The sequence below is a fragment of the Cognatishimia activa genome (assembly GCF_001458335.1).
Lineage (GTDB): Bacteria > Pseudomonadota > Alphaproteobacteria > Rhodobacterales > Rhodobacteraceae > Cognatishimia > Cognatishimia activa.
Genome location: NZ_CYTO01000009.1, coordinates 13905 through 28072, shown reverse-complemented (window position 1 = coordinate 28072; position 14168 = coordinate 13905). Strand labels below are relative to the sequence as shown.

The following is a 14168-nucleotide window of genomic DNA, read 5'->3' as shown; positions in this document are numbered from 1 at the left end:
CCCCACCGCCAGTAGCACAAGCACTGACTGGAGGGCGCGCTTCACAATGTAAGATAGCATTATGCGTCCCCAAAAGAGACCGCCCCCGGCACAAGGCAGGAGGCGGAAAACTTTTCAGTTTATTTCAGAGCGAAGTGTTTGATCTTCGGCTGATCTTCTGGCTGAACCACGGTGTCCACTTTCGCGGAAGTGCCCCAGTTCAGAACCTGATGGTGGATCGGCAGGTAGAGGACGTCTTCCTGAATTTGACCCCAGATGTCCGCGATGGTTGCGTTACGCTTGTCCAGATCTGTTTCAGATGCGAGGGACACGATCTTCGCGTCTAGGTCTGGGTTTGTGTAACGGGTACCGTTCCAAGACCCACGCTTTTCACCTTTGGTGTGGACAAGGAAGTTGAAGATGTATTCGGAGTCAAAGGTCGGAACACCCCAGCCCAGCATGTAGAAATCTGTTTCCAGATTGTTGATCAGCGGGAAGTGTTGTGCCTTTGGTTTCGCGTCCAAATTCACGGTCACACCGATTTGCGCCATCATACCAACAGCCGCCTGACAGATGGCTTCGTCGTTGATGTAACGGTCATTCGGGCAGTCCAGCGTCACGGTGAAACCGTCCGCATACCCTGCGTCCGCCATCATTGCTTTTGCAGCTGCCAGATCACCGGATGGGATTGTGTCCAGCTCGGCTGTCCAGCCATTCACGAATGGAGGCATCGCAACACCGGCTGGGATGGACTGATCGCGCATCACAACTTTTTTGATGGCTTCGCGGTTGATCGCCATGTTCATCGCTTTGCGCACGCGCACGTCAGCAAATGGGTTTTTGCCATCCACGTTGTCTTTGGTCAGATCCGCATCGCCTTGGTTCATGCCCAAGAAGATCACGCGGTTCTGTGGTGCAGTGATAACCTGCAGGCTGCTTTCAGCGGCCACGCGGCCAAGGTCTTGCACTGGAACGTCTTGGATGAAGTCCACTTCGCCAGACAGAAGCGCCGCAACGCGGGTTGCTGGGTTTTTGATTGGCGTGTAGCGGATTTTGTCAAAGGCCAGCGGGAACATATCTTTGCCCCAATAGCCGTCATACATTTCCAGTTCAGTCAGAGAGTCCGCAGCACGGGAAACCAGCTTGTAAGCGCCGGTACCGTTGGTGTTGCGTGCAGCCCAAGTTTCTTCACCGCCTTCAAAGTCTTGTACCTTGGTGGCGTTGTTCGCCTCGGTCCATGTTTTGTCCATGATGAACAGGTTGGTCAGGTTGGACGCCATGATTGGGTTTGGACCATCAGTTTCGATCTCAACGGTGTATTTGCCCGTCGCACGCACTTCTTTGACAGAGGACAGAAGCTCTTTCATGTCGCTGTCAGGGGTCATCGCGCGCTCAATTGAGAACACCACGTCTTCGGAATCAAATTCGGAACCGTCATGGAAGGTTACGCCTTCACGTAGCGTGAATTCCCAAACATTGGGGTTGTCCGCCTGCGGAGCCCAGTCAGTGGCCAGTGCCGCTTCGATGGCACCAGTGCTGTCACGCAGCAAGAGTGGCTCATAAATCTGGTGAGCGATTGTGTGGGTTGGGCCCTCGTTCTGAGCGTGTGGATCAAGGGTCAAAGTATCCCCTGCACGCGCCCAATTCAGGGTTTCGGCTGCAGCGAAGCTTGTGGTGGCAAGCAGGGCCGCGGTGGCCGTTGTGGTGATTTTCTTAAGCAAGTGTTGTCCTCCATTGCTGAACACACGGGTCGTTGCCCGTTGCGCCTGGGGTCTCCGCCCCGTCTTCGTTAGCGCAATCGAAATATAGCGCGGGCCGCAGGCAATGTCAAAAAAATTCATTTCAAAAATACACCCAAAATCACAACAAATTCCCGATACAGGCCGCAAGAGAAGAATGTTGTGCTGACTGGCGTAAATTTTAAGGAAAATAACCCAAAAACTGAACAAAAAGTAAAATCATGAAATGCTAACCTTACGTCAACTTCTGAGGGAAAAGCGACGCACAGCGGTTGTACAAAAACCGTGATAAACGCTGAAAGTGAAGGCTTCGCGCCAATTCATTAGAGCCTTAACTACGTGGCGTTTCTGGGTGGAGTGCGACGAAAAAGGGATGGTGAACCCCCTGCCTTCCCTGTATGAGGTCACAGATCTCTGGGTTCGCACGTTATTTAGCGATCTAAACCCAGGCAAGAGTTGACGATCTGCGCCTCTATGGGCCGAAAGACAAAGGGGAAAAAGGTGCGCGACAAGCCGACGTTTACCACTCCGGTACCGACGCAATGGGTGGGCCCGATCTCCTTCAAAGGTCCTATCGTGGACGGCGAGATCAGCGTGCCGCTGGCGACCTATGAGTCCCCTCTTTGGCCATCCACCGCGCGCGGCGCTGGTGTGTCACGACATTGCGGCGGCATTCAAGTGACCATGGTCGATGAACGCATGACACGGTCGATTGTTGTGAAAGCACGCAATGCGGCAGAGGCCCATGCGGCTTGGCAGGCAATTGAGGCCCAGCACGACACCGTTGCCGACATCATCGCGACCACAAGCCGCTTTGCCCGGCTCATCAAATTAAACCGCCAGATCGCAGGCAATCTGCTGTTTATCCGTATTGAATGTGCCACGGGCGATGCGTCTGGCCACAATATGGTGACGAAAGCTGCCGAAGCGGTGCTGGATTGGGTCCTCTCGGAACGACCAGAGCTGTCTTACTCATCGATTTCCGGCAATTTCTGTACGGATAAAAAGACCTCTGCAGTGAACGGCATTCTGGGTCGCGGCAAATACATGATTGCCGAGATCGAAATTCCGGAAAAGATGCTGCGCCGGATCTTGCGCACATCGGCGCAACAGATTGTGGACCTAAACCACGAGAAAAACTTCGTGGGCGGCAATCTGGCGGGCTCTTTGCGCAGCGCCAACGCGCATTTTGCCAATATGCTTCTGGCCTTCTATCTGGCCACAGGTCAGGACGCGGCCAATATCATTGAAGGCAGCCAAGGCATGGTTCATGCGGAAGCGCGTGGAAATGATCTCTACTTTTCCTGCACGTTGCCGAACCTGATCATGGGATCTGTTGGTGCCGGCAAAGGCAATGATGTCATCGAAGACAACTTGCGGGAAATGGGCTGCAAAGAAGAACGTGAGCCTGGCGACAATGCACGTCGCCTTGCAGGCATCTGTGCGGGTGTTGTTCTGTGTGGCGAGCTGTCTCTGCTCGCGGCCCAAACCAATCCGGGTGAGCTGGTGCGCACCCATATGGAACTTGAGCGTTGAGCAAGGCGCCTGCTGATAAAGAAGTGGCCAACCGTAAGGTTGAGCACATCCGCGCGATTGAGCGCGACGCGGAGATCGAACGCCGCCGCAGCGGTTTTGACGATATCAAATTGAGCCACCGGGCATTGCCAGAACTGGATCTGGACGCGATCGAGACAAAGACCGCCTTTCTTGGCAAAGAGCTGTCTTTCCCTCTTTTGATTTCATCCATGACCGGTGGCGCGCATGATGAGATCAAAGTGATCAATCGCAACCTTGCCGAAGCCGCCGAAGAAACCGGTGTTGCCATGGCTGTGGGCTCGCAGCGGGTGATGTTCACCGATGAAGAAGCGTTAGCAAGCTTTGACTTGCGCGGCCACGCGCCAACCGTGCCATTGATCGCCAATATTGGCGCTGTGCAACTCAACGAAGGTCTGACCGCAGATCACTGCGCAAAAGCCGTGGATATCCTAAAAGCCGACGCGCTTTATTTGCATGTGAACCCTTTGCAAGAAGCGGTTCAGCCGGAAGGGGACCGCAATTTCGCGAACCTGTCGGATGCGATTGCCGATGTTGTCGCGAAAAGCAACGTGCCGGTGATGATCAAAGAGGTTGGCGCGGGCTTTTCGGGCGCTGATGTTGCATTGGCGTACCATGCGGGCATTCGTCACTTTGACGTGGCCGGGCGCGGTGGTACATCTTGGAGCCGCATCGAATACCATCGCCGCCGGGAAGATGACGACGATCTGGGACTGGTCTTTCAAGATTGGGGCCTGACGACCGTGGAAAGCCTGCTTGAAGCCCGCGCCGTATTGGCGCAGAAAGCAGATGACACCACTTTGATTGCTTCCGGCGGCATTCGGAACGGAATCGACATGGCTAAGAGCCTGATTTTAGGCGCAGATCTGTGCGGCACGGCCTCGCCTTTCTTGGCACCGGCGCAGCAATCGGCGGCTCAGGTTGTAAAGGCCATACAGAAATTTGAGCGAGAATTTCGTACGGCCCTATTTTTACTGGGCGCAGGCGACTTATCTTCTCTTAAAGGGAATACTTCCTTGATCCGATCGGGGACGACACGACTATGATTGCGACAGGCATTTCGGCGATTAGTTTTTATACGCCGCATCGCTATATCGGGCTGGAAACGCTGGCCGAACACCATGGCATTGATCCAGAGAAATTTTCCAAAGGGATCGGCCAGGAAAAGATCGCAATGCCGGGGCATGATGAAGACATCGTGACTATGGCGGCGGAAGCGGCGAAACCCATCATTGATCGGTATGGAGCTGACGGTATCGATACGGTTCTGTTCGCGACAGAGACCGGGATCGACCAGTCCAAATCTGCGGGCATCTATGTGCACCAGCTGCTGGGTCTGCCGGCGAACTGCCGCAATGTTGAACTGAAACAAGCCTGTTACTCTGCGACCCCTGCCCTTCAAATGGCCTGCAGCTATGTGGCACGCAAACCGGATCGCAAGGTTCTGGTTATTGCCTCGGATGTGGCGCGCTATGATCTGGATAGTTCCGGTGAAGCGACACAAGGTGCTGGCGCTGTGGCAATGTTGGTCACTGCAAACCCGACAGTGTTAGAGATTGGTGCGAATTCCGGTGTGTTTACAGAAGACATAATGGATTTCTGGCGTCCAAATGATCGCCGCACTCCTTTGTTTGACGGCAAGTATTCGACCCTGCGTTATCTGAATGCCATGACTGAGGCTTGGAAAGACTATCAGGCCAATGGCGGTCACGCGTACGATACGTTCTCGCATTTCTGCTATCATCTGCCGTTTTCGCGCATGGGTGAAAAAGCGCATGGTCGTTTGGCCAAAGCGAATAAGACACCAATCGATATGGATAAGGCGTTGTCAGGCATGGCTTATAATCGAGTGGTCGGGAACAGCTATACAGCTTCGATCTACCTGTCCCTCATGTCCACTTTGGAAAACACTGAAGGCGATCTGACCGGCAACATGATCGGCCTATTCAGCTATGGCTCCGGCGCGACGGGCGAATTCTTTGACGCTAAAGTTGTTGAAGGCTACGCCGATCACCTCTTTACCAAGCGCCATCAGGATATTCTGAGCGAACGTGTGTCTGTAAGCTATGACGAATACGTTGCCCTTTGGAATGCGCCAAACGTCGTTGACGGCACAAGCGAACCGCTGGCAGAAGAGGCACGTGGGCGATACAGATTGGCACGTATCGATGAGAACAAGCGCATCTACATTGACCAGCACGCCTGAGGCGATAGCCCATTCGCCGGGCAAGCTGATCTTATCAGGTGAGCACTCGGTGCTTTACGGCGCGCCTGCCTTGGCCATGGCCATCGCGCAATATACCGAAGTTTGGTTTACACCACTGAGCCCCGGCGAAGGGCTGAAGACAGCGTTCCAGAACCTGTCTGGCGGTGCGTCTTACCCTTTGAAAGTGCTGGAGCAGTTCAAGTCCAAGCTCGACCGCAAATTTGATCAGTTCATGAAGGGCGACTTGGAGGTTCATAAGATCCTCACCCGCCCCGATGACTTGGCAGTTTATACATTGGCCTCGCTTTTGCAGGATGCGGCGAGTGATGATGGTTCTGAGATCACTGGCATTGGTGCCGTGGGGCATTTGCCGACGCCCGGGCAACTCGGCAGCCGGTCGGATTTGCCGATTGGCGCAGGGATGGGATCATCTGCCGCCGTTGTGGCCGCAACGACTGTTTTGTTTGAGAAACTTCTGGATCGCCCGAAAACGCTCGAGGGGCGCGCCAAACGGGTGCGGTTTTGTGAGCGTCTGAAACACGGCAAAGCGGGCCCGATTGATGCGGCGGCTGTTGTGCGCGGTGGCTTGATCAAAGTTGGCGATGGCCATGTGGACATTCCCAAGGTTGCAGACGGACACGGGCTATTGGCTGGTGATGGCTGGTACTGGGTGCTGCATGGGCGCCCCGTCAGCGGTACCGGTGATTGCGTCGCTGCGGTGCGCGCGAGCCACGGTAATGACACGCCGCTTTGGGATGAGTTCAGCGCCTGTACCGGAGCGTTTGAAGCGGCTTTGACCGAAGGGACATCCGCCAAAGAGGCGATTTCTGCGAACCAAAGGCTGCTTGAGCGGATTGGTGTTGTGCCAGAACCGGCTCAACGGTTCATCGCGGATTTAGAAGCGACGGGCGCTGCAGCAAAGATTTGCGGTGCTGGCTCGGTTAAGGGCGATTTTGGCGGTGCCATGCTTGTGCATCAAGACGACGATGCCGCTATGCATGCGTTCATGTCCGACCACCCTGATTTTGCGTGGTCACCGCTAAAAATGGCAAAGCGTGGCGCGGCATTGGGGCCTGTTTCCGAGGCCTCAACATGATCCGCGCGAGCGCGCCTGGCTCAATCATGATCACCGGCGAACATGCGGTGGTCTACGGGCATCGTGCGATTGTGGCAGCGGTGGAGCAGCGGATCCTTGTGTCGCTGACCCCGCGCGCGGATCGTACTGTGACCATCACGTCAGAGATTGCAGAGCCGCTTGAGACCACGCTGGATCAGATGGGCAGTGACGGTCCTTATCGTTTTATTCTGGCAGCCATCAGCGGCTTTAAAGAGCATCTGAAAAGCGGCTTTGATCTGAATATCACCTCGCAGATCAACCCAACGCTTGGACTTGGCTCTTCGGCAGCGGTGACAATTGCGGCGCTCGGGGCAATTGCGCGTTTTTCGGGGCAAGAGACTGAAAACCTTCATGCAACCGCCCATGGGATTATTCAACGCATCCAAGGGCGTGGCAGTGGGGCAGATCTGGCGGCTAGTTTGACGGGTGGCATGCTGGCTTACCAAGCACCGCCCAATGCACAGCTGATCCCCCTGCCCCAACCGCCGCAGCTGAGCCTGCGTTATTGCGGGTATAAGACACCCACTGGCGAGGTGTTGCAGCGGATTGCCGAGCGGATGCAAGGCAACGAAACGGCATTTGAAGCGCTTTATGGGCGTATGGGCCGTGAAGCCGAGCGCGCGATTTCGCTGGCGCTCGCACAGGACTGGCCTGCTTTTGGGACGTCGCTGACGGCCTATCAAGGCTTGATGGAAGAGCTGGGTGTTTGTGATGATGTCTTAGCGGGGATTATTTCGGGGGCAGCGGACACCTCGGGTCTGCTAGCTGCTAAGATTTCCGGGTCTGGGCTTGGAGACTGTGTGGTGGCGCTTGGTGAGGTGCCAGATGGATTTGAGCCGGTGACACTGGCAACAGAGGGGCTGACCATCGATGACTGATGCGGCGCGCGATTTGATTTCAAAAGCGATGGTCGACGCCGGTGATCCGGTAGAATTTGCGGCCTATGCGCCCAGCAATATTGCCCTGTCAAAATACTGGGGCAAACGAGATCGGTCGCGGAATTTACCGCTGAATAGCTCACTCTCGATTTCGCTGGCGGAATGGGGGTCACATACGGAAGTGGCCCCGTCTGAAAGCGGCATAGATCAGGTGTCGTTGAATGGCGAAGTGCTGGATATGGGCACAGCCTTTGCCAGTAAAGCCCTTAAATTTGCAGATCTTTTCCGCGCGGGCCGCGCGCAGCCTTTGAAGATCACCACGCGAAATACAATCCCGACAGCGGCAGGGTTGGCGTCTTCGGCTTCGGGTTTTGCCGCGCTGACACGTGCGCTTTGCGGAAGCTTTAGCTTGTCTTTGTCAGAGGCTGAAATGAGCCTGATCGCACGCCTTGGCAGCGGGAGCGCAACCCGGTCGATCTGGCATGGGTTTGTGCGTTGGGACAAAGGCCGCGCTGAAGACGGTTCTGACAGTTTTGCCACTCCGCTTGACGTGACTTGGCCAGATTTTCGGATTGCGATCATTCCAGTGGATGTGGGGCCAAAGTCCCATTCATCCCGCGACGGGATGAACCACACGGTGGACACCAGCCCGCTTTTTGCAGCTTGGCCCGATCAGGCGGAAGCGGACTGCGATTTCATTGAGGCCATGGTGCGTGAACAGAATTTCACCGCCTTGGGGCAACGGGCCGAGGCCAATGCTTTGGCGATGCATGCGACCATGCAGGCAGCAAGGCCAGCGATCACATATCTGACGCAAGACAGCTGGGCGATCTTGGAGCGGCTTTGGGCTGCGCGCAAAAATGGATTGGAAGCCTACGCCACCATGGATGCCGGCGCGAATGTGAAGCTGATTTTTGAAGCGCAGTCACAAGATGATGTGACCACGCTATTCCCTGAAGCTCAGGTGATTGTGCCGTTTGCAGGTTAGCCCTGCGGCAAGATCAGCAACGCCCTGAAGTCATTCACATTTGTGAGGGTTGGGCCGGTGACGATCTGACCGCCGACTTTATCGAAATAGCGATGCGCATCGTTTTCAATGAGCGCCGTTTCGGCCGTCTCACGGCTGTAACCGTTGTCGGTCAGCGTTGTTGGCCCCGTATAGGACCCCGCCACTTCAGCCGCGCCGTCCACTCCGTCAGTGTCGCATGCCAGAGCATGGATGCCTGACTGGCCATTCAGCGTGAGAGCGACCGACAGGGTGTATTCCGCATTTGGTCCGCCGACCCCGTTGCCGGTACGGGTGACGGTGCATTCGCCGCCGGACAGCAACAGGACTGGCTTTGCATCCGAGGCCATCTTGGCCTGGATATCCAACGCCATCTGGGCCTGTGCCGCGCCAAGGTCACGGGCTTCGCCTTCGATGGCATCCCCCAAGAGACGCACCTCGCAGCCATGTTGTTCCGCCAATTCCGCCGCAGCGGCGAGAGACTGGGATGGTGCCGCCACAATCGTGAGCTTGTCACCTTCAGGCATTTCAGTGATCGGATCTGGGTCTTGGGATTTCAACAGATCAGTGACTTTAGGATCAAGCACGATGCCATGGCGATCAAGGACCTCCAGCGCGATCTGCGGAGAGCTTTTGCTTGGGCAAGTTGGACCTGACGCGATCTCGGCGGGGTCATCGCCGGGCACATCGGAAATCAAAAGACTGATCACTTTCGCCGGATGACAGGCTGCGGCCAAGCGGCCGCCTTTGACCTGCGAGAGCATTGGGCGCACGACATTCATGTCACCGATTGGCGCACCAGAGGCGAGAAGCGTGGCATTCACCGCTTGTTTGTCCTCTAAGGTAAGGCCTTCAATAGGTGCACACAGAAGCGCCGAACCACCGCCAGAGATCAGGGCCAGAACCGTGTCATCGGGTCCGAGATCTTTGACCAGCTCCAGCATACGTTTTGTAGCATCCACACCCGCTTGGTCCGGCACCGGGTGTGCCGCTTCAACGATTTCAATACCTTGGCACGGACGCGCATAGCCGTAGCGCGTGATGACAAAGCCCTCGCAAGGGCCATATGCCGCCTCTACCGCTTCCGCCATGCGCGCGCTGGCCTTGCCAGCACCGATCACAAACAAACGCCCTTTTGGACGCTCTGGTAGGTGTTGCGCAATGACCTCCATCGGGTCCGCTTTTTGGACTGCGATATGGAAGAGATCCGTCAGAAAGACACGCGGGTCGGCAATTGGCTGTGGCATTTGGAATAGAAACTGTGCGCTGTTGGTCGTTACCGCTACCATTCCCCAGGGTTAAGTGAGGTGCAAGTCAATTGCACGTCACAGCGCAAAAGTAAGAGTGCCAATTTGGTCGGTGTGCTCAGTCGTTCAGATCGTTCAGGAGCCGTGAATGCGACTGTGTTTCTTTGATCAACTGACCGAAGGTTTCAATTCCCTTGCCTTTCAGCAGCGGCAAGAGCTTTACCAAGACTTCCGCTGTGGCTTGGGCATCGCCGTAAGCCGTGTGGCGTGCCTCGGGTGCGATGGTGATGGACAGGCGATCACAAAGGGCATCCAGCGTATGGTCTTCGGTGGTCCCAAACACCACGGCAGACAGAAGCACTGTGTCGATGACGGGCTGGTTCCATTCAACGTCCATGATTTTTTGGGATCGACGCAGCAGGCCAATGTCGAACGGAGCATTATGGGCCACAAGCACCGCATCACGGCAGAAATGGTGTAGGCTACGGCCCGCTTGCGCGATCTTGGGCGCGCCTTGCACATCCGCATCGCCAATTGCGTGAATCTTGGTTGAGGATTGCGGAATTGGGCGCTCTGGGTCGACGTATGTGTTGATCGCCTCTCCGTTAACGATACGCCCTTTCAGGACGCGCACCGCTCCTATTTGGATGATCGCATCGTCCTTGACGGACAGCCCGGTCGTCTCTGTATCAAACGCCACATAGGTTAAATCAGTCAGCGCCGTGTCACGCAGATCTGTTGCGAGTTCGCCCTCAAACAGATCGAAATCGAAAACAAGCGGGCGCGGCGCATTGGGATCAAGATCGGCGGAGTCCACGTCTATGAAGATCATGTGGCCGTCCCCGCCTAGATCTTTGATACGGCCTGCGAATTCATGCGTGCCGTAAGCATCGCGCAGTGACAGAGGTGCTTCGGAATTGTCGCCTGCAAGCTGCTTAATCGCTTCATCAAGAGCGACCCGATCAAAGTAGTCCGCAATCGGCGCTTTCAACCGCGGCGGGGCGATTTTGGCAAGGACCTCAGCGGCTTGGGAGTCATAGAGCACAATCTCGCGCGACGGATTGAGCAGGATCGACGCAATCGGTATCTGGCTCAGCAGATCGGTCAGACGGTCTTTTTCGCCTCGAAGACGTTGGGTTTCATGGGCCACCTGTTCGGCAGCATCCATGACAGAAGAGCTCATGGTTTCCGAAAGGGCATTGGCCGCGCTGCCAAGGTCGCCGAGATAGCGCGCATAGCTGGTGTTCAGCGGTTCATTGATGCCCGAATGGGCCCGCAGTCGCAGATCGGCAGACAGTTTGTTGATCGGCTTGGCGACGTTTTCATCAAAGAGAAGCCAGACGCCCAGAGCGAGGCCGCCATTGAGAAACGCGAAAAGGATGAACACCATCACAAAGGGGCCTAAATCAGCCCCCTGCTCTAACCGAGACCAACTGAACGCCAAGGTTCCCGCCAATAGCACAGCGCTGCCGATTGCCATGAGGCAGAAGAACAGGAAGATGCGCAATCGAAGGGAAAGGCGGGTCGCCATATTAGGTCTCACACGCCAGTTTTAGGATGGGGTCCGCTTCGTCCATGCTTTGCCAGTCGGCATTGCTGACTGAACCGTCATCGGCAAATTCGACACCGTCGATTAGCATCGCGGATTTCGCAGTCGCGCAATCCAGCAACATGGGCGCTTGGTTCACCGGGGACCAACGACCGAAGAAGTAAAGATCGACGAGGCGCTGATCGGGCAGGCTTTCATTGGTGCGCATGGTGCCTGTGTCCACTGCATTGAAGCGTTTGGTATAAGGCCAAACTTGGGTCCAAGGACGCAGCCAGCTTTGTTCGTCAATCACCGTGGCGATCTCGATCCCTTCGGGCAGCTTTTCCGTGGTGCGGTCATACCAAGTGTATTCATTGGAGATGGTCATGCCGATCATGCCCGCACCGGCGGCAATGGGCATGACCCATTTGGGCAGGCGACGGCCAAAGATGATGTTGATCAACATGGCGATACCGGCGCAGGCGACCCCTGCGAACACTGTAGCAATGAGTTCTATAAACATGGCTTATCCTAAAGCGCCTTTTCCTGAACCTGCGGCGGATTGCATGGTTTTCACCACAACAAACGCATCCCGCAGGTGGCTGCGTTCGAAGTCTGAAAGATCGGATGGATCCAGATAGTTATCGGGTTTAGCACCCGTTTTGATTTGCGCCGCTTGATGCTCAAGCCGAGCAGTGGCGATGAGGTCATAGGCGTCGATCAGGTCCGAGCCGCCGGACTCTGAAAGAATGCCCTGGCGTATCGCCGCCTCAAGACGCGCACGAGTGGAGACTTTGGTCATCTGACCCTGCAACGCATAGATACGCCCCAGATCGACCACCGGCACAATACCGTTATGCTTGAGGTCAAGTTGGTCGCGGTGATCGCCCGAACGAATGGTTGCGAGGCCACGTAGCAAACCAAGCGGCGGATGATGTTTCAGTGAATTCGAAACCATATGCGCAGTGAAGATCGAGTTCGCGCTCGCAGCCTTCAGCGTGTCTTCTTGTAGGTCGGTGAAAAGACTGTGATCTCCGCCAATCGGGCGCAGGTCGAACATCACGGATGCAAGCATCTGGGCTTCTTGATTTGGCGTGTTGATCCAACCTTGGAAATAGTCGCGCCAAACAGAGAGCGGTTGGCACCAGCGCGGGTTGGTCGCCATCATGTCACCGGGGCAATAGAAATAGCCGCACACGTCCAGACCATCGCTTACAAACTTCGCCAGTTCTGCGAAATAGGGCATATCCTTTTCAGTGACATCATCCGATAGGATCAAACAATTATCCTGATCAGACACCCCAGTCTGTTCCTGGCGTCCCTGGCTGCCGCAAGCGAGCCAGAGATACGGCACGGGCGCGGGTCCGAGCTTTTCTTCGGCCAAGTCCAGCAACCGGCGCGTGGCGGTGTCGGCAATGTCAGTGATCAAGCGTGTGACCACGTTATGCGGGTTACCGGCTTCGACCAATTGAGACAACAGTTGCGGGATGGCTGCGGTGACACTGGCCATGGCTTCTGCTGTTTTTGCTTTTGCAATCCGGCCGACAAAATCTGCGGAGGACAGTGTTTGGGCACGGGTCAGGTCGGTCTTGGTGATGATCCCAATGAGCTTTTTACCATCCACAATTGGGATGCTGCCAATGCTGCGCTCGACCATGATGTGAAGGGCATCTGTGACCAGCGCGTCAGGGCCGAGCGTCATACGGTCTGTCATCATGATTTCTGAGACGGGAAGGTCTGGACTGACCCCTTCGACGATCACGCGACCTGACATATTGCGCAATCCAACAAGGCCTTCATAGCCTGCATCCGTTGTGACTGGGATTGCCAGAATGCGATTGTCACGCATAATCCGCGCGGCTTCGCGAATGGGGGTGTCTGGATTGCAAGTGAGCGGATCTTTGGTCATCCAGCGCTGCACCGGCATTGTGTTCAAGTCAGCCTTCGGCGACGGAGGCGGACGACGACGGTCAAAAAAGCGTTCGACCTTACCGTGGGCTTGGATCAACGCAAAGAAACGTTTTTTTGGTATCGCGATCAGTGTCAGAGGCGACATGGCGCGGGCGGTTCGGGTGGCGGCATCGCGGCGCAATAGCGCCCGTTCGCCAAAGGAATTTCGGGGGCCTAGAAGAGAGAGTTGCACGCCGGTTTCATCGGTGATCTCAACCTCACCTGAGGCAATCACATAGAGGAACTCGATCTCTTCGCCGACAGAGAAAACAAGGTCGCCCGTGGCAAAATCCACGGCATTCGCCACATGGGCCAACGCGGCAAGGTCCGGTTCAGGGAGACTGTCGTAAGGGTGCACAGAAGCAAGAAACTGGGTCAAATGTGGGGACAGAGACATCTTGCGGTCCAACTTATTGAATGACTGGGCTGCGCGTTTCACCAGTGTATTCATATCAGATCAGATCTGATCGTAAATGGAACACCGCCACCCGATTGGGCAGCGGTGTCCTTTATTGTTTAGTGGCCGTCTACGGCTGCGCCTGCACCTTTCGGGATGCGAACGCTTTCCACCAGATCTTTGATCTCTTGTGGAGTTTCCTTTGTTGCGCCGGACACGAAGTACGCCACTGCAAAGTTCACTGCCGCACCAATCGCACCGAAGGATGTGGACTTGATTGGGCCAAGCAACGGATCAGCATCTGTGAAGCTGTTTGTGCCTGGAACAAAGAACCAACCTTTGTGCAGGAAGATGTAAAGCAATGTCACAACCAGACCTGCCAGCATGCCTGCCACCGCGCCGGAGTTGTTGATGCGTGTGGAGAAGATCCCCATCATCAACGCCGGGAAGATGGACGCCGCCGCCAGACCGAAGGCCAAGGCCACGGTTTGCGCTGCGAAGCCTGGTGGGTTCAGACCCAACAGAACCGCAACCACAATCGCTGCTGCCATGGACAGACGCGCTGCC

Annotated in this window: 12 protein-coding genes; 6 read left to right on the top strand and 6 right to left on the bottom strand. The window is 55.8% G+C overall.

Features of this window, described 5'->3' with window-relative positions:
* Positions 1-119: 119 nt before the first annotated feature.
* Positions 120-1700, bottom strand: coding sequence for an ABC transporter substrate-binding protein (locus TA5113_RS04545; RefSeq protein WP_058315775.1), 1581 nt, complete (start codon positions 1698-1700; stop codon positions 120-122).
* A 519-nt stretch (positions 1701-2219) separates the two neighbouring features.
* Here TA5113_RS04545 and TA5113_RS04540 point away from each other — a divergent pair.
* Genes TA5113_RS04540 through mvaD form a run of 6 tightly spaced genes read left to right on the top strand, consistent with a single transcriptional unit; the run spans position 2220 to position 8461 of the window.
* A complete protein-coding gene (locus tag TA5113_RS04540; RefSeq protein ID WP_245627161.1) occupies positions 2220-3254 on the top strand; it encodes a hydroxymethylglutaryl-coenzyme A reductase family protein in 1035 nt (344 codons plus the stop codon).
* Positions 3251-4318 (top strand): type 2 isopentenyl-diphosphate Delta-isomerase, encoded by a 1068-nt coding sequence (fni, locus tag TA5113_RS04535; protein ID WP_058315186.1) that lies wholly within the window; start codon positions 3251-3253, stop codon positions 4316-4318. Before TA5113_RS04540 ends, fni begins: the two co-directional genes overlap by 4 nt.
* Positions 4315-5478 (top strand): hydroxymethylglutaryl-CoA synthase, encoded by a 1164-nt coding sequence (locus TA5113_RS04530; protein WP_220387190.1) that lies wholly within the window; start codon positions 4315-4317, stop codon positions 5476-5478. The genes fni and TA5113_RS04530 overlap by 4 nt, the downstream gene beginning before the upstream one ends.
* Positions 5441-6574: a mevalonate kinase family protein gene (locus TA5113_RS04525; protein ID WP_058315185.1), complete on the top strand. Its 1134-nt coding sequence runs from the start codon at positions 5441-5443 to the stop codon at positions 6572-6574. Before TA5113_RS04530 ends, TA5113_RS04525 begins: the two co-directional genes overlap by 38 nt.
* Positions 6571-7473 (top strand): mevalonate kinase family protein, encoded by a 903-nt coding sequence (locus tag TA5113_RS04520; protein ID WP_058315184.1) that lies wholly within the window; start codon positions 6571-6573, stop codon positions 7471-7473. Before TA5113_RS04525 ends, TA5113_RS04520 begins: the two co-directional genes overlap by 4 nt.
* Positions 7466-8461, top strand: coding sequence for a diphosphomevalonate decarboxylase (mvaD, locus tag TA5113_RS04515; RefSeq protein WP_058315183.1), 996 nt, complete (start codon positions 7466-7468; stop codon positions 8459-8461). The genes TA5113_RS04520 and mvaD overlap by 8 nt, the downstream gene beginning before the upstream one ends.
* Here mvaD and TA5113_RS04510 read toward each other — a convergent pair.
* The 5 genes from TA5113_RS04510 to TA5113_RS17150 form a co-directional block, all read right to left on the bottom strand.
* Positions 8458-9768: a glycerate kinase type-2 family protein gene (locus tag TA5113_RS04510; RefSeq protein WP_245627160.1), complete on the bottom strand. Its 1311-nt coding sequence runs from the start codon at positions 9766-9768 to the stop codon at positions 8458-8460. The genes mvaD and TA5113_RS04510 overlap by 4 nt on opposite strands.
* Before the next feature lie 76 nt (positions 9769-9844).
* Positions 9845-11257 (bottom strand): 3'-5' exonuclease, encoded by a 1413-nt coding sequence (locus tag TA5113_RS04505; protein WP_058315182.1) that lies wholly within the window; start codon positions 11255-11257, stop codon positions 9845-9847.
* Position 11258: 1 nt separating this feature from the next.
* On the bottom strand, positions 11259-11777 hold the full coding sequence (locus TA5113_RS04500; protein WP_058315181.1) for a hypothetical protein: 519 nt from the start codon (positions 11775-11777) through the stop codon (positions 11259-11261).
* Between the two features lie 3 nt (positions 11778-11780).
* On the bottom strand, positions 11781-13601 hold the full coding sequence (locus TA5113_RS04495; RefSeq protein WP_058315772.1) for a DUF294 nucleotidyltransferase-like domain-containing protein: 1821 nt from the start codon (positions 13599-13601) through the stop codon (positions 11781-11783).
* A gap of 119 nt (positions 13602-13720) precedes the next feature.
* The coding region (locus TA5113_RS17150; RefSeq protein WP_442338347.1) for a sodium:solute symporter family transporter at positions 13721-14168 on the bottom strand (448 nt) is incomplete at its 5' end.